General features: G+C 69.9%; 17 protein-coding genes. 12 read left to right on the top strand and 5 right to left on the bottom strand.

What is annotated here, in order from left to right; all coding sequences use genetic code 11:
- Positions 1-218: 218 nt before the first annotated feature.
- On the bottom strand, positions 219-881 hold the full coding sequence (locus ACIQ5Y_RS12460; protein WP_403878764.1) for a potassium channel family protein: 663 nt from the start codon (positions 879-881) through the stop codon (positions 219-221).
- The gene (locus ACIQ5Y_RS12455; RefSeq protein WP_403878762.1) at positions 878-1,546 is read right to left on the bottom strand and encodes a potassium channel family protein; all 669 of its coding nucleotides are present in this window, start codon (positions 1,544-1,546) and stop codon (positions 878-880) included. Before ACIQ5Y_RS12455 ends, ACIQ5Y_RS12460 begins: the two co-directional genes overlap by 4 nt.
- Positions 1,547-1,766: 220 nt before the next feature.
- Between ACIQ5Y_RS12455 and ACIQ5Y_RS12450 the strand changes: the two genes are divergently transcribed.
- Together ACIQ5Y_RS12450 and ACIQ5Y_RS12445 are read left to right on the top strand one after the other, a co-directional pair.
- On the top strand, positions 1,767-3,815 hold the full coding sequence (locus tag ACIQ5Y_RS12450) for an APC family permease (RefSeq protein ID WP_403878759.1): 2,049 nt from the start codon (positions 1,767-1,769) through the stop codon (positions 3,813-3,815).
- 103 nt (positions 3,816-3,918) lie between these two features.
- Positions 3,919-5,250: a class I SAM-dependent RNA methyltransferase gene (locus ACIQ5Y_RS12445; protein ID WP_403878756.1), complete on the top strand. Its 1,332-nt coding sequence runs from the start codon at positions 3,919-3,921 to the stop codon at positions 5,248-5,250.
- A 193-nt stretch (positions 5,251-5,443) separates the two neighbouring features.
- Here ACIQ5Y_RS12445 and ACIQ5Y_RS12440 read toward each other — a convergent pair whose 3' ends face one another.
- Positions 5,444-7,126, bottom strand: a complete 1,683-nt coding sequence (locus ACIQ5Y_RS12440; RefSeq protein ID WP_403878753.1) for an SWIM zinc finger domain-containing protein — start codon at positions 7,124-7,126, stop codon at positions 5,444-5,446.
- Positions 7,127-7,483: 357 nt separating this feature from the next.
- Here ACIQ5Y_RS12440 and ACIQ5Y_RS12435 point away from each other — a divergent pair, with 357 nt between their 5' ends.
- Entirely contained in the window at positions 7,484-8,518 is a 1,035-nt protein-coding gene (locus ACIQ5Y_RS12435; protein WP_403878750.1) for a streptomycin biosynthesis protein, read from the top strand.
- Between the two features lie 170 nt (positions 8,519-8,688).
- On the opposite strand, the gene ACIQ5Y_RS12430 is transcribed toward ACIQ5Y_RS12435, so the two are convergent.
- Both ACIQ5Y_RS12430 and hppD read right to left on the bottom strand, forming a co-directional pair.
- The gene (locus ACIQ5Y_RS12430; RefSeq protein WP_403878747.1) at positions 8,689-9,831 is read right to left on the bottom strand and encodes an alpha-hydroxy acid oxidase; all 1,143 of its coding nucleotides are present in this window, start codon (positions 9,829-9,831) and stop codon (positions 8,689-8,691) included.
- The gene (gene hppD, locus ACIQ5Y_RS12425; protein WP_403878744.1) at positions 9,815-10,915 is read right to left on the bottom strand and encodes a 4-hydroxyphenylpyruvate dioxygenase; all 1,101 of its coding nucleotides are present in this window, start codon (positions 10,913-10,915) and stop codon (positions 9,815-9,817) included. Before hppD ends, ACIQ5Y_RS12430 begins: the two co-directional genes overlap by 17 nt.
- Before the next feature lie 167 nt (positions 10,916-11,082).
- On the opposite strand from hppD, the gene ACIQ5Y_RS12420 reads away from it, so the two are divergent.
- From ACIQ5Y_RS12420 to ACIQ5Y_RS12380, 9 genes are all read left to right on the top strand, one after another.
- Positions 11,083-12,204: a prephenate dehydrogenase gene (locus ACIQ5Y_RS12420; RefSeq protein WP_403878741.1), complete on the top strand. Its 1,122-nt coding sequence runs from the start codon at positions 11,083-11,085 to the stop codon at positions 12,202-12,204.
- 180 nt (positions 12,205-12,384) lie between these two features.
- Entirely contained in the window at positions 12,385-15,063 is a 2,679-nt protein-coding gene (locus ACIQ5Y_RS12415; RefSeq protein WP_403878738.1) for an AAA family ATPase, read from the top strand.
- Positions 15,064-15,307: 244 nt separating this feature from the next.
- Positions 15,308-16,612: a PLP-dependent aminotransferase family protein gene (locus ACIQ5Y_RS12410; RefSeq protein WP_403878797.1), complete on the top strand. Its 1,305-nt coding sequence runs from the start codon at positions 15,308-15,310 to the stop codon at positions 16,610-16,612.
- Between the two features lie 83 nt (positions 16,613-16,695).
- Complete coding sequence (gene dpgA / locus ACIQ5Y_RS12405; RefSeq protein WP_403878735.1) at positions 16,696-17,835, top strand: 3,5-dihydroxyphenylacetyl-CoA synthase DpgA; 1,140 nt, start codon at positions 16,696-16,698, stop codon at positions 17,833-17,835.
- A gap of 23 nt (positions 17,836-17,858) precedes the next feature.
- A complete protein-coding gene (dpgB, locus tag ACIQ5Y_RS12400; RefSeq protein WP_403878732.1) occupies positions 17,859-18,512 on the top strand; it encodes an enoyl-CoA-hydratase DpgB in 654 nt (217 codons plus the stop codon).
- Positions 18,509-19,816: a (3,5-dihydroxyphenyl)acetyl-CoA 1,2-dioxygenase DpgC gene (dpgC, locus tag ACIQ5Y_RS12395; RefSeq protein WP_403878729.1), complete on the top strand. Its 1,308-nt coding sequence runs from the start codon at positions 18,509-18,511 to the stop codon at positions 19,814-19,816. Before dpgB ends, dpgC begins: the two co-directional genes overlap by 4 nt.
- Complete coding sequence (dpgD, locus tag ACIQ5Y_RS12390; protein ID WP_403878727.1) at positions 19,813-20,616, top strand: enoyl-CoA-hydratase DpgD; 804 nt, start codon at positions 19,813-19,815, stop codon at positions 20,614-20,616. Before dpgC ends, dpgD begins: the two co-directional genes overlap by 4 nt.
- Before the next feature lie 170 nt (positions 20,617-20,786).
- Positions 20,787-21,647, top strand: a complete 861-nt coding sequence (locus ACIQ5Y_RS12385; protein ID WP_403878724.1) for an alpha/beta fold hydrolase — start codon at positions 20,787-20,789, stop codon at positions 21,645-21,647.
- A gap of 79 nt (positions 21,648-21,726) precedes the next feature.
- A complete protein-coding gene (locus ACIQ5Y_RS12380) occupies positions 21,727-21,951 on the top strand; it encodes an MbtH family protein (RefSeq protein WP_403878721.1) in 225 nt (74 codons plus the stop codon).
- Positions 21,952-21,965 lie beyond the last annotated feature (14 nt).

Below are 21,965 nucleotides of genomic sequence, written 5' to 3'. Positions count from 1 at the left end.
CGCCGCCGTTCGAGGTGATGGGGTGGTGGGTGGCCTTGGCGGCCGCCGCCGCAATGGGGGGGGCCTGAGCGGAACGCGCGAGGGGCGGGGTGACCAGCTGGTCACCCCGCCCCTCGCGTTTGCCGGTGCGGCGCCGCTGCCGGGGCTCTGCCCCGGACCCCGCGCCTCAAATGCCGGCGGGGCTGGGGGTCCGCCGGGCGCGGGCCGGAACGGCAGGGTTAACGACGGGCCTGGAGGAGGTCCTCCAACTGCTCCTCGCGGGCCTGGGCGGCCACGAAGAGCAGTTCGTCGCCCGCTTCGAGGGTCTCCTCCGCGTGCGGGGTGAGGACCCGGTTGCCCCGGATGATCGTGACCAGAGAGGTGTCCTCGGGCCAGGTGATCTCGCTGATCTGGGTGCCCGCCACGGAGGAGTCCGCCGGCAGGGTCAGCTCGACCAGGTTCGCGTCGCCGTGGCTGAAGCGCAGCAGCCGTACCAGGTCGCCGACGCTGACGGCCTCCTCGACCAGGGCCGACATCAGGCGCGGCGTGGACACGGCCACGTCGACGCCCCAGGACTCGTTGAAGAGCCACTCGTTCTTCGGGTTGTTCACGCGCGCCACGACCCGGGGGACCCCGTACTCGGTCTTGGCGAGGAGGGAGACGACGAGGTTGACCTTGTCGTCGCCGGTGGCGGCGATGACCACGTTGCAGCGCTGCAGCGCGGCCTCGTCCAGCGAGGTGATCTCGCAGGCGTCGGCCAGCAGCCACTCGGCCTGCGGCACCCGCTCCACCGAGATGGCGGTCGGAGCCTTGTCGACGAGGAGGACCTCGTGGCCGTTCTCCAGCAGTTCACCCGCGATGGAGCGACCCACCGCGCCGGCTCCGGCGATCGCGACCCTCATGCGTGTGCCTCCTCGGGCCCCTCGGCGAAGGCCGCCTCTACCTTGTCGATCTCGTCCGTGCGCATCATCACGTGGACGAGGTCGCCCTCCTGCAGGACCGTCTGCGACGTCGGCAGCATGGCCTCGCCCAGGCGTGTGAGGAACGCGACCCGCACGCCCGTCTCGTCCTGGAGCTTGCTGACCTTGTGCCCGACCCAGGCGGCCGAGGTGTGCACCTCGGCGAGCTGTACGCCGCCGCTCGGGTCGCGCCACAGCGGCTCGGCGCCCGAGGGCAGCAGCCGGCGCAGCATCTGGTCGGCGGTCCACCGCACGGTCGCGACGGTGGGGATGCCGAGGCGCTGGTAGACCTCGGCGCGCTTGGGGTCGTAGATGCGGGCGGCGACGTTCTCCACGCCGAACATCTCGCGGGCCACGCGGGCGGCGATGATGTTGGAATTGTCACCACTGCTGACCGCGGCGAAGGCTCCCGCCTCCTCGATCCCGGCCTCGCGCAGGGTGTCCTGGTCGAATCCGACGCCGGTGACGCGGCGGCCTCCGAACCCGGCGCCCAGGCGGCGGAATGCGGTCGGGTCCTGGTCGACCACGGCGACCGTATGCCCCTGCTGTTCCAGGGTCTGTGCGAGAGCGGAGCCCACTCTTCCGCAGCCCATGATGACGATGTGCACGGCCGTCCTTCCGGCTGTCAGCGGCTCGCTGGTTCCCAGCCTCATTGCATGCTCTGGCTTAACAGGGTCTCAGACCATGGCCCAAGCTACACACGGGCGGTCACGAGTGTGACCTCTTGTGGTGCGGTTGGGGTCCTGCAGAGGAGGAAATGGGGTGGGATTGCAGTGTGAGGGGGTGGGGGGTTCGTCAGTCTGATTTCGAACGCATACGATCCTCTGCGTGTCCAAACTGACCGACCTGCCCAAACGGATCCTGATCGGCCGGGCGCTACGCAGCGACCGTCTGGGAGAAACACTCCTCCCCAAACGGATCGCCCTCCCCGTCTTCGCCTCCGACCCGCTCTCCTCTGTGGCATATGCCCCGGGAGAGGTCCTGCTGGTCCTCTCGATCGCGGGCGTCTCGGCATACAGCTACAGCCCGTGGATCGCCCTCGCGGTCGTCGTGCTGATGTTCACCGTCGTCGCCTCCTACCGGCAGAACGTCCACGCCTACCCCAGCGGTGGCGGCGACTACGAGGTGGCCAACACCAACCTCGGGCCCAAGGCCGGTCTCACCGTTGCCAGCGCCCTCCTCGTCGACTACGTGCTGACCGTCGCCGTGTCGATCGCCTCGGGCGTCGAGAACCTCGGCTCGGCCATCCCCTTCGTCGTCGAGCACAAGGTGTTCTGCGCCATCGGGATGATCGTGCTGCTCACGCTGATGAACCTGCGCGGCATGAAGGAATCCGGAAAACTCTTCGCGATTCCGACCTACGTCTTCGTCGCCGGCGTATTCATCATGATCGCTTGGGGTGCCTGGAAGGGCCTGGTCGTCGGCGACACGATGAAGGCCCCGACCGCCGATTTCGAGATCAAGGCCGAAAAGGCGGGACTGGCGGGCTTCGCGCTGGTCTTCCTGCTGCTGCGCGCCTTCTCCTCCGGCTGCGCCGCCCTCACCGGCGTCGAGGCCATCAGCAACGGCGTCCCCGCCTTCCGCAAGCCCAAGAGCAAGAACGCCGCGACGACCCTGGCCCTGATGGGCGCCCTGGCCGTGACCATGTTCTGCGGCATCATCGCCCTGGCCATGGCCACCGACGTCAGGATGGCCGAGAACCCCGCCGAGGACCTGCTCGTCAACGGCGTGCCGGTCGGCCCCTCGTACGTCCAGAACCCGGTGATCTCCCAGGTCGCCGAGGCGGTCTTCGGCGACGGCTCGTTCTTCTTCATCCTGCTCGCCGCAGCCACCGCGCTCGTGCTGTTCCTGGCCGCGAACACCGCCTACAACGGCTTCCCGCTGCTCGGCTCGATCCTCGCCCAGGACCGCTACCTGCCGCGCCAGCTGCACACCCGCGGCGACCGGCTCGCCTTCTCCAACGGCATCGTGCTCCTCGCGGGCGCCGCGGCGCTGCTGACCTGGCTCTACGGGGCCGACTCGACGAAGCTCATCCAGCTCTACATCGTCGGCGTCTTCGTCTCGTTCACGCTCAGCCAGACCGGCATGGTCCGGCACTGGAACCGGCACCTGAAGTCGGAGACGGACCCCGCCAAGCGCCGCCACATGATCCGCTCCCGCGCGATCAACACCTTCGGTGCCTTCTTCACCGGCCTGGTGCTGGTCGTCGTACTCGCGACCAAGTTCACCCACGGCGCCTGGGTCGCCCTGCTCGGCATGGTGATCTTCTACGCCACGATGACCGCGATCCGCCGGCACTACGACCGGGTCGCCGTCGAGATCGCCGCGGCCGAGGAGCGCCCCGACGAGTACGTGCGCCCCTCGCGCGTGCACTCCGTCGTCCTGGTCTCCAAGCTCCACAAGCCCACCCTGCGCGCCCTCGCGTACGCCAAGCTGCTGCACTCCAACCGGCTGGAAGCGCTCAGCGTCAACGTCGACGAGGCCGAGACCAAGGCCCTCAAGGAGGAGTGGGACCGGCGCGGGATCAACGTCCCGCTCAAGATCCTCGACTCGCCGTACCGCGAGATCACCCGCCCGGTGGTCGAGTACGTCAAGGGCCTGCGCAGCGAGAACCCGCGCGACGCGGTCAGCGTGTACATCCCCGAGTACGTCGTCGGCCGCTGGTACGAACACCTGCTGCACAACCAGAGCGCGCTGCGGCTCAAGGGCCGACTGCTCTTCACCCCCGGTGTGATGGTCACCTCGGTGCCCTACCAGCTGGAGTCCTCGGAGCTCGCGAAGAAGCGGGCGAGGAAGCACGCGGAGTGGAACGCCCCGGGCGCGGTGCGCCGCGGACCGGTGGACGCCCCGCGGGCGAAGGACCCGGCGGCGAAGTAGCGCCCTACCGGATGGCGAACGGCCGGACGAGACCCACGTAAACTGGTGGGTCGGTCGTCCGGCCGTTTTCCTTTCTGATCCACTTCTTTGGAGTCTCCCCACCATGACCGAGCAGAACGAGAAGCAGTCACTGGTCGGGGAGGAGTACGAGGTCGAGGTCGGCCCCGTCGCGCACGGCGGCCACTGCATCGCCCGCACCGCCGACGGCCGCGTCCTGTTCGTCCGCCACACCCTGCCCGGCGAAAAGGTCGTCGCGAAGGTCACCGAAGGCGAGACGGACTCCCGCTTCCTGCGCGCCGACGCCATCACCATCCTCTCGGCCTCCAAGGACCGGGTCGAGGCCCCCTGCCCGTACGCCGGCCCCGGCAAGTGCGGCGGCTGCGACTGGCAGCACGCCAAGCCGGGTGCCCAGCGCCGGCTCAAGGGCGAGGTCGTCGCCGAGCAGCTGAAGCGGCTCGCCGGGCTCACCCCGGAGGAGGCGGGCTGGGACGGCACGGTCATGCCCGCCGAAGGCGACAAGCTCCCGGCCGGCCAGGTCCCGCAGTGGCGCACCCGCGTCCAGTACGCGATCGACGAGGACGGCAACGCGGGCCTGCGCAAGCACCGCTCGCACTCCGTGGAGCTGATCGACCACTGCATGATCGCGGCGCCCGGGGTCTCGGAGCTCGGCATCGAGAAGCAGGACTGGCCCCAGATGGCGACGGTCGAGGCGATCGCGGCGACCGGCTCCCAGGACCGCCAGGTGGTCCTCACCCCCCGCCCCGGCGGCCGCCTGCCCCTCGTCGAGCTCGACAAGCCCGTCTCGGTCCTCCGCGTGGAGGAGAAGGACGGCGGTGTCCACCGCGTCCACGGCCGCCCCTTCGTGCGCGAGCGCGCGGACGGCCGTACGTACCGCGTCGGGATGGGCGGCTTCTGGCAGGTCCACCCCCAGGCCGCCGACACCCTGATCAAGGCCGTCATGCAGGGCCTGATGCCGCGCAAGGGGGAGATGGCCCTCGACCTCTACTGCGGCGTCGGCATCTTCGCGGGCGCCCTCGCGGAACGCCTGGGCGAGACGGGCGCCGTCCTCGGCATCGAGTCCACGAAGCGCGCCGTCGAGGACGCCCGCCACAACCTGGCCGACTTCCCCCGCGTCCGCATCGAACAGGGCAAGGTCGAAACCGTCCTCCCGAAGACCGGCATCACGGAATGCGACCTGGTCGTCCTGGACCCCCCGCGCGCCGGCGCGGGCAAGCAGACGGTCCGCCACGTGGCCGGCCTCTCGGCCCGCCGCATCGCGTACGTGGCCTGCGACCCGGCGGCCCTGGCCCGCGACCTGGGCTACTTCAAGGACAACGGCTACCGGGTGCGCACGCTGCGGGTGTTCGACCTGTTCCCGATGACGCACCACGTGGAGTGCGTGGCGATCCTGGAGCCGGTGCGGGAAGACTCCTGACCTCCGATTCTGTGCCGATCAGTGTCCGCTTCACCTGTTCCCGCCCTTCCGACGGGTGAAGCGCGAGACTGGTCGGCCAAGCGTGCCTGACCTGTGGATTCCCTCAGGGCTGACGGCGGTGGGGCAAGCCGTGGCTGCACGCCCCTCAGGTTCAGCGCTCGTGTCTCCCCGAACCACGACCCGCGTCAGACAGCTACAGTCCGTGGCGGTCGAGCAGCGCCGTCAGCTTTCGCTTGCGTTTTTGGTCGGTGCGCAGGGTGGTCATGTAAGTGGTGAACTCGTCCTCCGTGTCCAGGGCTCGGTGGCAGGTGCGGGCGCTGAGGAGTAGTTGCGTCAGGTGCTCGTACGTGGCGTTGCCGGTGCGGGTGAGCAGGGGGCCGATCAGGCGCAGGTAGATGGTCAGGGCGTCGGCGGGGCGGTGTTCGCGGGTGCGGTCGGCCAGGGTGAGCCACTGGCTGTCGTCGGCGTGGCCTTCGGTGGCCGCCGCCCAGGCCGCGTCGAGGTCGCCGTCGTCCAGTAGGGCGTCGATCAGGGCGGAGCCCCGGTGTCCGAGGCTCTTGAGGGGTTGGGCATCTGTGTGCAGCGCGTCCAGTGCTCGTGTGCGCTCCGGCTCGTCCCAGCAGCCGGCTGCGCGGGCTGCCGTACGCAGGTGTTGGTACGCGGTCAGGGAGCGGCGGCGGAGTAGCACCTCGCGGCGGATCCGCACGACTTCGGCCGGGCGGTCGGCCCGGGTGTGGCGCTCGCACGCGAAATCCACCAAGTGGGGATGCGGGCCGTGGTCGGGTTCGGCCTCGCGGAGGCCGCGTTCCGCCCAGTCCAGGGCTTCGGCCGGGCGGCCGGCCCGCTCCAACTCCTGGGCGATCAGCAGGTGCGTGGCGCCCGATGTGGCCAGGTCCGCGGCGTGGAGGGCGATCAGTGCGTCCACACTGCCCTCCATGCGAAGGAGTTGGTCCATGAGGTCTTTCGCTGCCCAGTTTTTGGGGTTCTCGCGCAGGGCTGCCGCGGCCTGTTCGTGTGCCCGTGTCAAGCCGGTTGTCTTCAGGACGTCCGTGTATGCGGACAGGGGGATGTCCGTGGCGTGGCCGAGGTCGCTCAGGAGGTGATCCACCAGCCAGTCGGCGGTCTGGGCCGGATCGGGGTGGGCTACCACGCATGCTTCGAGGTGGGCTGCGGCCAGCCCGGCCGCCACGTCGCCGATGATCCCGTCCGAGTCGTCGATCTCGCCGTACGTGCGGGTAAGGGCTTCGATCGCGGACCGTGCCAGCTCGACGGCTTCCGTTGCCCTCCCGGTCTCCGTCAGTGTGCTCAGTGCGGAGACCGCCTCCGCCGCCTGGAGCCCGTAGGGGCGGGCGTCCGCGTACTCGACGTAGCCGTACCGGGCGAAGGGTCGCGTGTCGAGCAGGGCAAGGATGCGCTCCCGTACGACGCCGGGATCGTCGCCGGCGGTGGACGCCCGCAGTTCCAGTCGACGGCGCAGGTCGCGGTCGGCTGCGATGTGCTCCTTGACCAGGGCCAGGAGTTCGTCACGGCTGAGGGTCTCCAGCCAGGTGGTGAGCCGGCGGCCGCGGGATGCGGCGGCTGCGCGGCGCTTTGGTACCGACTCCGACTGCTGGAGGACGGCCAGGCCCACTGCCACGCAGTGCTTGCAGAAGTTGCCTTCCTGGCCGTATGGGCAGGCGCACCACCCGGCGAGGTCGTCTTCGTGCTCCGTCAGTTCGACCTCGTAGGCGTCCGTGCCGTCGACGGTCGCGGTGATCGAGCTCTCTCCGATCTCCAGACTGGACACACGGGGCAGGTATCCGAGGCCGCGCTCGAACGACCGAGACCCAGCCAGGCGGCGCAGATCTTCCCTTCCGAAACCCAGTGCGTTGCTCATGGCTCCCATTCAACGGGAACGGGCGCACCTGGGGAGGCGGGTCGTGAAGAGCGACTTGGGGTCGGTGCGGTCTTGACGTCGAGGTGTCGGATGGGGTATTGGCGCTGTTGGGGGTGCCCACCCCTATGGGGTAGGGGTGTAGGGGGGCGGTAGGGGGTGGCAGGGGTTACAGCTCGCAAACGGCGAATGCTAACTTCACGGCTGTCTGTCGGATGCACAATTCCGCCGCTCAGATGTTCTGCTCCGCAACCGTGTAGAGGAGTCGAGGGCATTGAAGACGGGTTGGTTCCCGCAATTGAAGGAAATGTGTGGCTGGGGAGGCGGTGGGAGAGCCTTCCTGCGGTTATCGGGGACCCAATGCGCAGTCGCGAGTTCTTAGGAGCTGGGGTGGTGCCGGAAGAAGAGGAAATCAATCAGCAGCCCGTGGTGGAAGTCGAGCTGAGCTCGCTGAGGCTGTCCGAGTCGCCGCGGCTCGCCGGCGAGAGGCCCGAGCACGTGCAGGCCCTGGCGGCGGCGCAGAACAGGCTTCCACCGATCACCGTGCACCGGCCGACGATGCGGGTGATCGACGGATTCCACCGGCTGAGGGTGGCCAGGCTCCAGGGTGAGCAGAAGATCGCCGTCAGGTTCTTCGACGGTGACGAGGCCGAGGCGTTCGTGCTCGCGGTGAAGCTGAACGTCACCCATGGCCTGCCGCTCGCCCTGGCCGATCGCAAGCGCGCCGCCGAGCGGATCATCGCCTCGCACCCGCAGTGGTCCGACCGGAAGGTGGCCTCGGTCACCGGCATCTCTCCGGGGACGGTGGGGGGCATTCGCAGGAAGACCGTCCTTGAACCGGGGCCGCAGGACAGGCGGATCGGCCAGGACGGCAGGTTCCGGCCCCTCGACGGGAGCGCGGGACGCATACTCGCCGGTGAACTGCTCGCCGAGAACCCGGATCTGTCGCTGCGCCAGGTCGCCCGTGCGGCGGGGATCTCCCCCGAAACGGCACGGGACGTGCGCAACCGGATGCGCAACGGCGAGGATCTGCTGCCCCGGCAGCGCAGGCAGCAGCGGGAGGCCGGTGCGGCAGGCACCATGGGCCGGCGCAAGGAGTACGGCGCTCTGGGGCTTGCCCAGCCGTCTCCCCGGCCCCCGTCGGCGTTCGCCGCCGATCGTGCCGCTCTCGTGAAGCGGCTGAAGGCGGATCCGGCACTGCGCTTCACGGAGACCGGACGCAATCTGCTGCGTCTGCTCACCCTGCACGCGCTCCGCAAGGAGGAGTGGGAAGCGATCATCAACAGCGTCCCGCCGCACTGCAGCGACATCGTTGTCGACCTCGCACGGCAGTTCGCCGATCTCTGGGCGGACTTCGCGATCCGGGTCAAGGAGGACGTGGCGCAGATCGGGTGATGGCCCTTTTCTGCCTGAGTGTCCGAGCATCGAAGTCGAACGGTTGGACGTGTCGGGTGCCGCGGCCTCCTCCATGTGAAAGGCCCTGGTCCCCCGCCGAAGGGCGGGGGACCAGGGCCTTTTCGTGTTGTGGGGGGTGTGGGGGGTGTGGGGGGTGTGGGGGAGTGGGGTCAGGTGTCGGCTTGGGTGAGCGGGGCGGCTGGTCGTGGGCCTCCGGGCAGGCCCGTGGTGCGCAGGCGTCCGGCCGCCGCCACGCCGTCGCAGCCCGACAGGCCCAGGGCGTCGCGGAGTTCACCGGCGAGTAGGTCGAGTACCCGGCCGACGCCGGCCTCCCCGGCCGCGGCCAGGCCCCAGATGACCGGACGGCCGACCAGGACACCGCCGGCGCCCAGGGCCAGGGCCCTGAGCACGTCCGTTCCGCTGCGGATGCCGCTGTCCAGCAGGACTTCGCAGCTCCCGCCGACGGCCCGCACCACCTCCGGGAGGGCGTCGATGCTGGGGACCGCGCCGTCGAGCTGGCGGCCTCCGTGGTTGGAGACCACGACGGCGTCGACTCCGGACTCGGCCGCTCGCAGGGCGTCCTCGGGCGCGAGAACCCCCTTCAGCACCAGAGGAAGCCGGGTCCGCTCGCGCAGCGCCTCGACGGTCGACCAGGTCAGCGCCGAGGAGAAGGTCTCGCGGGTGTGCACGGCCACCGCGGAGGCTCCGGCCGCCGCTCGGTGCGGTGTCGGCCCGGTGGTGATGTGGGCGGCCCGTACGTGGCCGGGGAGCGCGAACCGGTTGCGTACGTCCCTCAGTCTGGAGCCCATCCAGGGCACGTCGACGGTGAGCACGATCGCCTCGCAGCCGGCGTCCTCGGCCCGGCGTACGAGCTCCAGCGAGCGTGCGCCCTCTCGCAGCCAGTAGAGCTGGAACCAGACGGATCCACCGATCGCGGTGATCTCCTCGACGGGGACGCTGCTCAGTGTGCTCGCGGTGAACGGCACGCCCGCCGCCTTGGCCGCACGGGCGGTGGCCAGTTCCCCGTCGGGGTGGACCAGCCGGTGGTAGGCCACGGGTGCGACCGCCACCGGCATGCCGACGGGCCTGCCGAGGAGGGTGGCGTCGGTCGTGCACCCCGAGACGTCCCTGAGCACACGGGGGACGAGGAACACCCGGTCCAGGGCCGAGCGGTTGGCGTCGAGCGTGGTCTCGCCGCCGCTGCCGCCGGCGACGAAGTCCCGGATGTCGTCCGGCAGGACCGAGGCGGCGGCGCGTTCGATGTCGGCCAGGCAGTGCGCCGCATCGACCGCGAGGTCACCTCCGGAGCCCACGCTGCCCCGCCCTCTCCAGCTCCACGGCCTCGTACAGCGCCTTGATGTTGGCACTGCCGAAGGTCCTGGCCCCCTGCCGTTCGATGACCTCGAAGAACAGGGTGTGCCGCGGGTGGGTCGAGGCCGTGAAGATCTGGAACAGCTGTCCGCCGTGGTCCTCGTCGGCGAGCACGTTCGTCGTACGCAGGTCCTCCAGCCGCTCCCCGGGCAGCTCGATCCGCTTGCCGAGCAGCTCGTAGTAGGCGGAAGGGGTGGTGAGGAAGGCGACACCGCGGTCGGCCAGGGCCCGTACCGAGCGGACCGCCTCCTGCGAGGAGAACGCCAGGTGCTGGACGCCGGATCCCTGGTGGCCCTTGAGGAATTCGTCGATCTGACCCGGGTCGGCCGAGAGATCGGGCTGGATGAGCGTCAGGGTCACCCCGCCGGAAGGGCTCTGCACCACCTTCGACTCCATCGCCTGGGTGCCGACGACGATGCGCTCCTCGAAGATGTGCCGAAAGCCGAGGGCCGCCGTGTAGAACTCGACGGTGGGGTCGAGTTCGCCGCTGTTGAGGCAGACCGCGATGTGGTCGATCTCGAGCAGCCCCACGTCGCCGGTCCGGTGGTCCGTCGGGTGCGGCGTCGGAACGAAGCCGGCGGGCAGCCCCGGCCCGTCCTCGGGATCACGCTGGACCAGCGTGTGGATGACGTCTCCGAAGCCGTGGATCGCCGCCGTGACGGCGGGACCGTTGCCCGTGTGCCGGGCGGGCTGCCGGTGGACGCGTGCACCGGCGGCGACCGCGGCGCGGAAGTCCGCGTCCACGTCCACCGTGCGCAGGGCGATATCGGCGACACCGTCACCGTGGGAGAGTACGTACGCGGACGCCGGATGGCGGTCGGAGGTCGCCTGGGTGAGCACCAGCGTGATCCGCCCGTGGCGCAGGGCGGTACTGCGGTGCTCGGCGGACTCGCCGGTGCCGACCACGGTGAAGGCGTACTTCCCGGTCCACTCCGATATCGCCCTGTCGAGGTCTTCGACGTACATCTCGATGTAGTCGACGGAGAGATCTCCGAGCGGAATCGAGGTTTTCGATAAATCCGTCATGAGCGACCCCCAGCCAGGAAAGGGAAATGGGTTTCCAGGACCCTAGCGCCCTGATTGCGAATTTGGCTACGGCCGCAGTTGTCTATACCCGGAACCCTGGCTGGGCACATGAACTCGGCGGCCGTTTCGGGCTATGGTCGAAGGCCTTTCGAATGGGGTGATGTTTCGTGATCCGAGCCATGGCCGTCATCGGCACGGGGTTAATCGGTACGTCGATCGCGCTCGCGGCGAGCCGGCAGGGGGTGACGGTTTTCCTGTCCGACCGGGACCCCACGGCCGCCCGGACCGCTGCGGCGCTCGGCGCCGGGCGGGTGGAACTCCCGGACGAACCGGTGGACTTGGCCGTGCTCGCGGTACCGCCCAGCAAGGTCGGCCACCTGCTCATCGAGCTGCAAGGGCGCGAGCTGGCCCACAGCTACACCGATGTGGCGAGCGTGAAGGCCGAAGCGGAACGGGTGGTGATGAGACACGCCCCCGATCCGTCCCGCTACGTCGGCGGGCATCCGATGGCCGGACGGGAGCGGTCGGGGCCGCTGGCGGCCCGCGCCGATCTGTTCCACGGCCGCCCCTGGGCGCTCACCCCGTCCCCGCGGACGTCGGGCACGGCCATGCACCGGGCCCGGGAACTGGTGGCCCTGTGCGGCGGGGTCCCCGTCGTGACGCAGAGCCGGGCCCATGACGAGGCAGTGGCGCTCACCTCCCATGTCCCGCACCTGGTGGCCAGTCTGATGGCGGCACGGCTTCGGGACGCCCCGGACGAGATGCGCCGGTTCGCCGGCCAGGGGCTGCGCGACGTCACCCGGATCGCCCGCGGCGACTCCCGGCTGTGGAGCGACATCCTGCAATCCAACGCCGACGCCGTCGTCGGCCTCGTGAAGGACCTGCACGCCGATCTGTCCCGGCTGGTGTCGGCACTGGACCAGCTCGTCGAGCCGGACGGCATGGAGCGCGCCAACGGCATGCGGGCGATGGTGGACCTGCTCGACCGGGGCATCGAGGGTGTGGCCGGCATACCGCCGCTCACCGCGGGCGTGCCGGGCGACGGCGCCCGGGTCCGGGTGTCCGTCCTGGACCGCCCCGGGGAGCTCTCCCGGCTGCTGGCCGCCGTCGCCGGACACGGTGTCACCGCCGATGACGCCGCCGTCGCCGCCGAGGAGGAGGGGCTGCTCGCCGTACGCATCGAGGTCCCCTCGGAGTCGGCCGGCCTGGTGAAGGCCGAGCTCGAGGCCGCGGGATGGGACGCCGTGTGCGAGGAGGACAGCCGCTCGGGCGTCGCGGCCGCCGGATAGGCGCACTCGCGGCGAACAGCGGTGGGCGGAGGAGGTTTGTGGGGATTGGATCGGCCATCGCCCTTCGAAATCGGCCAAACCTCCCAGCTGTGTGACCACTTCGGGAGCCCGCCTTCGGCCTGGGCCGGGCAAAAAGGGTAAATTCAAGCCGGAGAGTGAACACAGGGTACGGGGGTATCGGTGAAGCTCAGCGAGAGAGATGTTGAACTGCGTCTGCTCGACCGGCTGTACGCCGGGTGCGCGCGTGGTAGAGGTGTCGTAGTTTTCACCAACGGCCCCGTGGGGTGCGGAAAGACGGCGCTGCTGAGCAGATTCGCCGAGCGCGCCGTCGAGCAGGGGGCGGTGTACCTCTCGGTGACGGCCTCGGCCAGCGAGCAGCTCCATCCGTTCGGCCTGGCCGACCAGATGGTGACGGCGATGCGCGCGGCCGGGATGGCCATCGGCCCGTTCGCGGCCGAGTCCGGCGGCGTCACGGTCTCCGGCAAACGCTCCCAGGGGGCCGGACGGGCCCCTGTCGCCGTGCTGCAGCGGTTCTGCCGGACCGTCTGCGAGTACGCCGGGGAGCAGCCGCTCGTCATCGGCATCGAGGACGTGCACTTCGCGGACGAGCCGTCGCTCCAGTGTCTGCGCTATCTCATCCGCCGGATCGATTCCTCGGCCGTCATGATCGTGATGAACGAGAGCCGGGGCCACGACCGTGAGCTGGCCACGCTCCACGCGGAGACCCTGCACCTTCACTACTGCCACCAGATCAGGATGGCGCCGCTGACGGTGACCGGGGTCGCCGAACAGCTCACCGAGCGCCTCGGCGTGGAGCCCACCCGGGATGCCGTGGAGGCCTGGGCCGGCGTCAGCGGAGGCAATCCGCTGCTGCTGGACGCCCTGATCGAGGACCACTTACAGGCCGGGACGAGGCGGGACGGGCCGGAGCCGGGCGAGTCCTTCCGCCGGGCCGTTCTGCTGTGCCTGCACCGGGGCGATCCGTCGATGCGCGCGGTCGCCCGCGTCCTGGCGGTGCTCGGGGAGTCGGCCACGCCCTCACTGCTCGGAGACTTCCTCCGGGGCGACGCCAGATCGGCGCGCTGGAGCATCGCGGACCTGACCGCGGCCGGCCTGCTCACGTCCATGCGGTTCCGCCACGAACGCGCACAGTTGGCCGTCCTGGCCGACATCCCGGCCGAGGAGCTCTCGGCGATGCACCGTCGGGCCGCCGAACTGCTGTACAAGTGCGGGGCGTCGGCAGTGGCGGTCGCCGAACAGCTCATCGCCGCACAAGACTCCGACACGATCCCCTGGCATGTCGACATCCTCCGGGAAGCGGCCCGCGAGGCCATGGCCTCGGGCGAGGCCCAGACGTCGGTCAAGTACCTGCGCCATGCGCTGGGCATCTGCGCCGACGCGGGACAGAAGGCGCAGATCACCGCGGCGCTCGCCGACGCCCAGTGGCACTTCGACCCGGACAAGGCCGGGCGGCACCTGCGCCACCTGCACCACCTGGTGCGGGCCGGGCTGCTCACCGGCGAGGAAGCGGCAGTCCCGGTCAAGCACCTGCTCTGGCGGGGCGAGTTCGACCGCGCCGAGGCGCTCCTGAGGACGATCGAGGCCAATGCGGTCCGGGCCGTCGGCCATTCGCCGGCCGGCGCCGCACCGTCGGACCTCCTGATCACCCGCTTGTGGTTGGCCTTCTGTCGCCCGGGACGGGTGCGCGACGCGGCGGGGGCCGGGGCCGACGTCCCGTCGCTCCGTTCCGGTCCGGAGCCCGCGCCGGGCTTCCGCAGCCTGCTGGCGAGTCTGGCCCAGGACGGCGAGGAGATCCGGGGCGCCGATCAGGTGCTGCACAGCACCCGAGCGGACAGCCCCCTGGCCTGCACTCTGCTCGCGCTGATCGTGCTGATCCAGACGGACCGGCTGGACGATGCGGTGTTCTGGACCGAGCGGTTGCTCCAAGAGCCCTGGATCGGGCGTGTGCCCGTGCGGCGCGCGTTGTTGGAGACCATCAGGTCGGCGGTGGCCCTGCGCCGCGGCGAGCTCGTGGAGGCGGGGGAGTCCGCGCGGATCGCGCTGGAGCTCGTCGCACCCTCGGCCTGGGGCGTCGTGGTGGGCCTCCCGCTGTCGCTGGCGGTGCGGGTGGCGACCGAGCTCGGTGACTTCGACACGGTGATGTCGTATCTCAACCTTCCGGTGCCGCCGGTCATGTTCGACACCCCCTTCGCACTGCCCTATCTCCAGGCGTTCGGCCGCTATCACCTGGCCCTGGGACACCCGCACACCGCACTGACGAACTTCCGGTCGTGCGGTGACCTGATGGCGAGATGGCGGCTGGACTCGCCCGATCTGGCGGACTGGCGCAGTGATGCCGCCGCCGCGCTCGTCGCCCTGGGCAGGGCCCGCGAGGCGGGAGAGCTGATCGAGGAACAGCTGTCCCAGCTGGGCGGTGGACACTCCAGGGCCCGGGGGATCGCTCTGCGCCGCCTGGCGGCCGCAAGCGAGGTGCGGGACCGGGCGCCGTTGCTCCAGGAGGCCGTACGGATCCTCGCGGCGTGCGGCGACCGTCTGGAGCTGGCCCACGCACAGGCCGAGCTGGAGGCGGCGCGGACGGCCGCGGGCGGGCAGGACCGGCCGACGCCTTCCCCCGACGAAGATCCCGAGGGGGCCGAATCCGGAGGGAAGGAGCCGGCGTCCGCGCGGGCCGAACTCACCGACGCCGAACGCAGGGTCGCCGCGCTCGCGGCCTCGGGGAGAACAAATCGTGAGATCGCCGGCAAGCTCTTCATCACGGTGAGCACCGTCGAACAGCATCTCACCAAAATCTATCGCAAGCTGAATGTGCGCAGCCGATTGGACCTCCGGCGTTCCTGAATGGCCGATGGGAAGAAAATCGTAGCGCCCCGCACGTCATGTCCAAGTGTGTATTCCGGAAGGTTGGACGGTGTTGGCGATTCACAGGAACGCGTGTGATCCTGGCCGGCGGAAATAGTTATTCCTCAACCTATGCCGTATGGGGGAATCCATGGCCGGACGGCGCGTCGAAGACTATGCCTGCACGGCGCAGAGCGCTTTTGAGACCGTTCTGTCGGATTTCCTCGCCGGGTCGGGCTCGGCCATGGAGAGTCCCGTACTGCGGAAGTCCGATCTGCACGCCAGCGTGTCCGATCCGGTGCTGGACACGATGAACTTCCTCAACGAGGTCACCCATCGTTATCCGGACGCGATCTCCTTCGCGCCCGGCCGCCCCTACGACGGGTTCTTCGACAGCGAGCAGATCTTCACCCAGATCCGCCGGTACCTGGACCACCTGGTCGAGCAGGGCGCCTCGGCGCAGGACATCCGCACCGCGATGTACCAGTACGGTCCCACCGCGGGTCAGATCCGCGAGATCATCGCCGACTCGCTCCGGGCCGACGAGGACATCGACGTCCCGGCCGAGTCGATCGTGGTGACCGTCGGCGCCCAGGAAGCCATGCTGCTGGTGCTGCGCGCGCTCGTCGCCGGCCCCGACGACGTGTTCCTGGTCGCCAGCCCCTGTTACGTGGGGATCACGGGCGCGGCCCGGCTGCTGGACATCCGGGTGCGGGCGGTCGAGGAGCGCGAGGACGGGTTCTCCTGCGCGGATCTCGAGAGGGCGATCCTGGACGAGCGGGAGCTCGGGAGGCGGCCCCGGGCCTTCTACGTGGTCCCCGACCACTCCAACCCGTCCGGGACCACCATGGACCGGCAGACCCGCGCCGACCTCCTCGAACTCGCGGCGCGCCACGACATCCTGATCGTCGAGGACAGCCCCTATCGCAGGGTGAGCCCCGGCTCGCCGCTCCCTACCCTGAAGTCGCTCGACCGTGAGCGCAGGGTCGTCCACCTCGGCTCCTTCTCCAAGACGATCTTCCCCGGCGCCCGGGTCGGCTTCGCCGTCGCCGACCAGCGGGTGGTGGACGACTCCGGGCGGACCACTCTGCTCGCGGACGAGCTGGCCAAGATCAAGAGCATGGTGACCGTGAACACCTCCTCGCTCGGTCAGGCCGCCGTCGCCGGCGCGCTGCTGGCCTCGCGAGGAAGGATCTCGGAGCTGAACACCCGGGCCGCCGCCTACTACGGCGACGCGCTGAAGGCCACGCTCCGGAACCTGGACGCACAACTGCCAGCCGGCCGCCGCGCGGAGCTGGGTGTGCGTTGGAACGAGCCCACCGGAGGCTTCTTCCTCACCGTGCACGTCCCCTTCCGCGCGGACAACGCGGCGCTGACCAGGTCCGCACAGGAATTCGGTGTCATCTGGACACCGATGTCGTACTTCTATCCGGAAGGTGGCGGCCACAACGTCATCCGGTTGTCCACCAGTTATCTGACGCCCACCGAAATCGAGCAGGGCGTGGCGCGGTTCGCGCGTTTCGTCGAGTCCGAAAGTGCGGCGTCCTAAGAGAGAAAGGTGAGAGCGGTGAAAGGCAACACGACCACGAAACGACTGCGGAGCAAGCCGCGCATGTGGGGGTGGACTTTCCGATGACCATCAATATCGAATCCCCGGTGCGGACGCCGGAGAACCTGGGGAACGAGCTCTTGTCGGGCGGGCGGACGCCCGCGTTTCCGAGGATCGTCGGAGTGGGCACGGCCACGACCTCGACGTCGTACACCCAGCAGGAAGTCCTCGACGCGTTCGACATCACCGATCCGAGGATCCGCTCGCTCTTCTCCAACAGCGCCATCGAGCGGCGCTACCTCTCACTGCCCGAAGAGGACGACGAGGGCATCCGTCACCCCGAGCAGCAGGGGGACCTTCTCGACAAGCACAAGGCACTGGCCGCCGCCATGGGTTCCGAGGCCCTGCAGACCTGCCTGAAGCGGGCCGGCGCCCAGCTCTCCGATCTGCGCCACCTGTGCTGCGTCACCTCCACCGGGTTCCTCACCCCCGGCCTCAGCGCGCTGATGATCCGCGAACTGGGCATCGACCGCCACTGCAGCCGGTCCGACATCGTCGGCATGGGCTGCAACGCGGGCCTGAACGCCCTCAACGTAGTGGCCGGCTGGGCCGCCGCGCACCCCGGCGAACTCGCCGTCGTGCTGTGCGCCGAGGCATGCTCCGCCGCCTACGCGATGGACTCGACGATGCGTACCGCGGTCGTCAACAGCCTGTTCGGCGACGGCTCGGGGGCCATCGCCCTCGTCGCGGGCGGGGAGGACGACGCATCCGCCGTGTCCGAGGGCCCGCGCATACTGAAGTTCGCGAGCTGCATCATTCCCGAGGCCGTCGACGCCATGCGCTACGACTGGGACAGGACGCAGGGGCGGTTCAGCTTCTTCCTCGACCCGCAGATCCCGTACGTGGTCGGCGCGCACGCCGAGATCGTCGTCGACCGGCTGCTGGAGGGGACGGGACTGCGCAGGAGCGACATCGCGCACTGGCTGGTGCACTCCGGCGGCAAGAAGGTGATCGACGCCGTGACCGTCAACCTCGGGCTGACCCGTCACGATCTGCGGCACACCGTCGGCGTGCTGCGCGACTACGGAAACGTCTCCAGCGGCTCCTTCCTCTTCTCCTACGAGAGGCTCCTCGACGAACGGGCCACCCGGCCCGGCGAGTACGGAGTGCTGATGACCATGGGACCGGGTTCCACGATAGAGACGGCGCTGGTCCAGTGGTGACCGCGGGGGAGCGACACGGAGACATGCTCACACTGACGATCGACGGGACCGAGCCGCTGTCGGCGGCGACCGTCAAGGCGCTGGACGAGGTGTGCGACCGGGCCGAGGACCGGCCCGGATCCGGGGTGGTGACCGTGCACGTCACGGGCACCCCGAAGCCCGACTGGACCAGCGGTCTGACGGTCGGTCTGGTCACCAAGTGGGAACGGGTACTGCGCCGTCTGGAGCGGCTGCCCATGGCAACGGTCGCCACGGCGTCCGGCGACTGCGGCGGACCGGCCCTCGACGCGTTCCTGGCCGCCGATCTCCGTATCGCCACACCAGGCACACGGCTGGTGGTCGCGCTCGAGGGCGGAGCCACCTGGCCCGGTATGGCCGTTCACCGTCTGGCGCAGCAGGCAGGTGCCGCGGGGGTCCGCCGGGCAGTGCTGTTCGGCGCCCCGATCCCCGCGGCCCGGGCGCTGGCCCTGGGAATCGTCGACGAGCTGGCCGAGGACACGGCCGGGGCAGCCGCGGCCGCGGCGGAGATCGCCGATGGGCTGTCCGGCAAGGAACTGGCCGTCCGGCGCCGGCTCCTGTTCGACGCGGTCTCGACGAGCTTCGAGGAGGCGCTCGGCCAGCACCTCGCGGCCTGCGACCGTGAGCTGCGGCGAACCGCCGAAGAGGAGGCGTCTTGACGCAGGCCCCGGCGGGACACGAGGAGGCCCCCGCCCTCCGGCCGGGCCTGACCGAGGCCGCCGGGCACGTCGAGAAGGTCCTGGCATCCCTGCCGAGGCCGAGCGCGCGCACACCGGAGCAGCGGGCCGAGGCGGCCGCGGCCAAGGACGCGGCCCGCGCGCTGCGCACCCGGTTCCTGGACGCGTACGTGGACGAGGTGTACGACCGGCTCACCGAGGGCCGCTCCGTGAGCCTGCGGCTCGCGGAGCTCGTCGAGGCCGGGGCACGGGCCTTTCCCGGACTGCTCCCCTCGGACGAGCAGCTCGCCTCCGAGCGGAGCCGGCCGCAGGCCGACAAGGAAGGGCACGAGATCGACCAGGGCATCTTCCTCCGGGCGGTCCTGCGCTCCGCCACGGCGGGCCCGCATCTGCTCGACGCGATGCTCCGGCCCACCCCCCGTGCGCTGCGGTTGCTCCCGGAGTTCCGGCGCACCGGAGTCGTGGAGATGGAGGCGGTGCGGCTGGAACGCCGTGACGGTGTCGCGCGGCTGACGATGTGCCGGGACGAGTGCCTCAACGCCGAGGACAACCAGCAGGTCGACGACATGGAGACCGCCGTCGACCTCGCCCTGCTCGACCCGGACGTCCGGGTGGGGCTGCTGCGCGGCGGGGAGATGAGCCACCCCCGGTACCGGGGCAGGCGGGTGTTCAGCGCGGGTATCAACCTCAAGGACCTCGGCTCGGGCGACATCTCGCTGGTCGACTTCCTGCTGCGGCGCGAACTCGGCTACATCCACAAGATCGTCCGGGGGGTGCTCGTCGACGATCCCGGCCGATGGCACTCCCCCCACGTCGAGAAGCCCTGGGCCGCCGCCGTGGACGGCTTCGCCATCGGCGGCGGAACCCAGCTGCTGCTCGTGTTCGACCACGTCCTCGCCGCGTCCGACGCCTACTTCAGCCTGCCCGCGGCGAAGGAGGGCATCATCCCCGGGGTCGCCAATTTCCGGTTCAGCCGGTACGCCGGACCGCGTCTGGCCCGTCAGGTCATCCTCGGCGGCCGCAGGATCTGGGCGACCGAGCCAGACGCCCGGCTGCTGGCCGACGAGATCGTGGAGCCGCACGAACTGGACGCGGCCGTCGAGCGGGCCCTGACACGACTCGACGGTGACGCGGTGTCGGCCAACCGCCGGATGCTGAACCTCGCCGAGGAGCCGGTGGACGAGTTCCGCGCCTACATGGCGGAGTTCGCGCTCCAGCAGGCCCTGCGGCTCTACGGCGAGGACGTGATCGACAAGGTCGGCCGGTTCGGGGCGAGGCCCGTATGACCGGCGACCGTACACGGGTGCGCTACGAGAAGAAGGACCACGTCGCCCACGTCACCCTCGACCGTCCCGATGTGCTCAACGCGATGGACCTGCGCATGCACGAGGAACTCGGTGAGATCTGGGACGACGTCGAGGCCGACGACGAGGTGAGGGTCGCGGTGCTGACCGGAGCGGGCGACCGTGCCTTCTCCGTCGGGCAGGATCTGAAGGAGCGGGCCCGCCTCGGCGAGCGGGGTGCGCCCCCGACGACCTTCGGCAGCCGGGGACAGCCTGGCTGGCCGCGGCTCACCGACCGGTTCACCCTGTCCAAACCCGTGGTCGCGCGCGTCCACGGGTATGCGCTGGGCGGCGGCTTCGAGCTCGCCCTGGCCTGCGACATCGTCATCGCCTCGCACCAGGCGGTCTTCGGCCTGCCGGAGGTGCGGCTCGGTCTCGTACCGGGGGCGGGCGGTGCGTTCCGGCTGGCCAGGCAGCTGCCCCAGAAGATCGCCATGGGGTATCTGCTGACCGGCCGGCGGCTGAGCGCCGGGACGGCCCTGCAGCACGGGCTGGTCAACGAGGTCGTCGGGGTCGAACAGCTCGACGCATGCGTCGAGCAATGGACGAGCGACCTCGTCGGCAGCGCCCCGCTGTCGGTCCGGGCCATCAAGGAAGCCGCTCTCAAGTCCGTGGACATGCCTCTGGAGCAGGCGTTCACAGCCGAGTACGTCTGGGAGGAACGCCGCAGACGCAGCGCTGACGCGGCCGAAGGGGCCAAGGCGTTCGCGGAGAAGCGCGACCCCGTGTGGTCGGGCCACTGAGCACCGGGCCCGCCGGCTGAATCCCCCGCACGCCGGCGGGCCCGGTCCCTTTCGCCGTCCGACCTCGCGCCCTGCCGGCGGCCCCGTGGAGCCGGGCCGCGGAGATGGCGACCGCCATCGACGAGCAAGGCCTGACCGTCACGTTCTCCGGCAGACGAAGGGATGACTCCATGCCGGTCGTTCGGATCAACGGGATCAATCTGAGTTACGAGGACCACGGCGCCGGCGAGCCGGTGATCATGGTTACCGGCACCGGGGCACCGGGCCGGGTCTGGCGCACCCATCAGGTGCCCGCGCTGAAGGCGGCGGGGCACCGGGTGATCACGCTCGACAACCGGGGCATCCCGCCGACCGACCTGTGCCCGGAAGGTTTCACCCTGGCCGACATGGCGGCCGACGTGGCCGGTCTCATCGAGCACCTCGGAACGGGTCCGTGCCGCGTCGTGGGCTTCTCCCTGGGCGCGATCGTCGTCCAGGAGCTGCTCGTCACCCGGCCCGAACTCGTCCGGCAGGCGGTCCTCATGGCCACCTGCGGACGGGCGGACGCGCTGGTCACCGCGATGTCGGCCGCCGAGCTCGACATCCACGACAGCGGAGTGAAGCCACGGCCCCGATACGCGGCCTACGTGCACGCCATCCAGAACCTGTCCCCGCGCACCCTCAACGACGAGGAGAGGCTGCGGGACTGGCTCGACATCTTCCGGATGTCGATGCCGGACCTTCCCGCCGTCCGCGCACAGCTGGGCCTACAGCTGATTCCGAACCTCCTCCCGACGTACCGGAACATCGGCTGCCCCTGCCTGGTCATCGGATTCGCGGACGACCTGGTCGTCCGGCCGCACCTCGCGCGCGAGGTTGCCGACAGCATCCCGGGCAGTGTCTACACCGAGATCCCGGGATGCGGTCACTACGGATACCTGGAGAGGCCCGAGGCGGTGAACTCCGCGATCGTCGACTTCTTCGCCGAGCCGGGAAATCCGTACCGAAATACTCCGTCCAACTGTCGGAGAACATCGCCGAACGGTGTCTGATCGGATCGGCCTTGTCGCTCCTGGAATCCCTGGTTAACGTGTCCACCGGATTGTCGTCGTTCAACTGATGGGAGTGGTCATGGCTAACCCTTTCGATGACGAAAACGGGTCCTTCCTGGTACTCGTGAACGAAGAGAACCAGCATTCGCTCTGGCCGGCCTTCGCCGACGTTCCTGCGGGGTGGAAGGTCGTGTTCGGCGAGGAAAGCCGCAAGGCCTGCGCCGACTACATCGAGGAGAACTGGACCGACATGCGTCCGAAGAGCCTCGTCGAGGACATGAAGAAGTACGAAGCCGCCAGGTGACCATCAGTTCCGCT

Source organism: Streptomyces sp. NPDC096339 (assembly GCF_044762985.1).
Classification (GTDB): Bacteria; Actinomycetota; Actinomycetes; order Streptomycetales; family Streptomycetaceae; genus Streptomyces.
The sequence above is the reverse complement of the archived record's forward strand: the minus strand, read 5'-3'. Positions and strand labels throughout refer to the sequence as shown.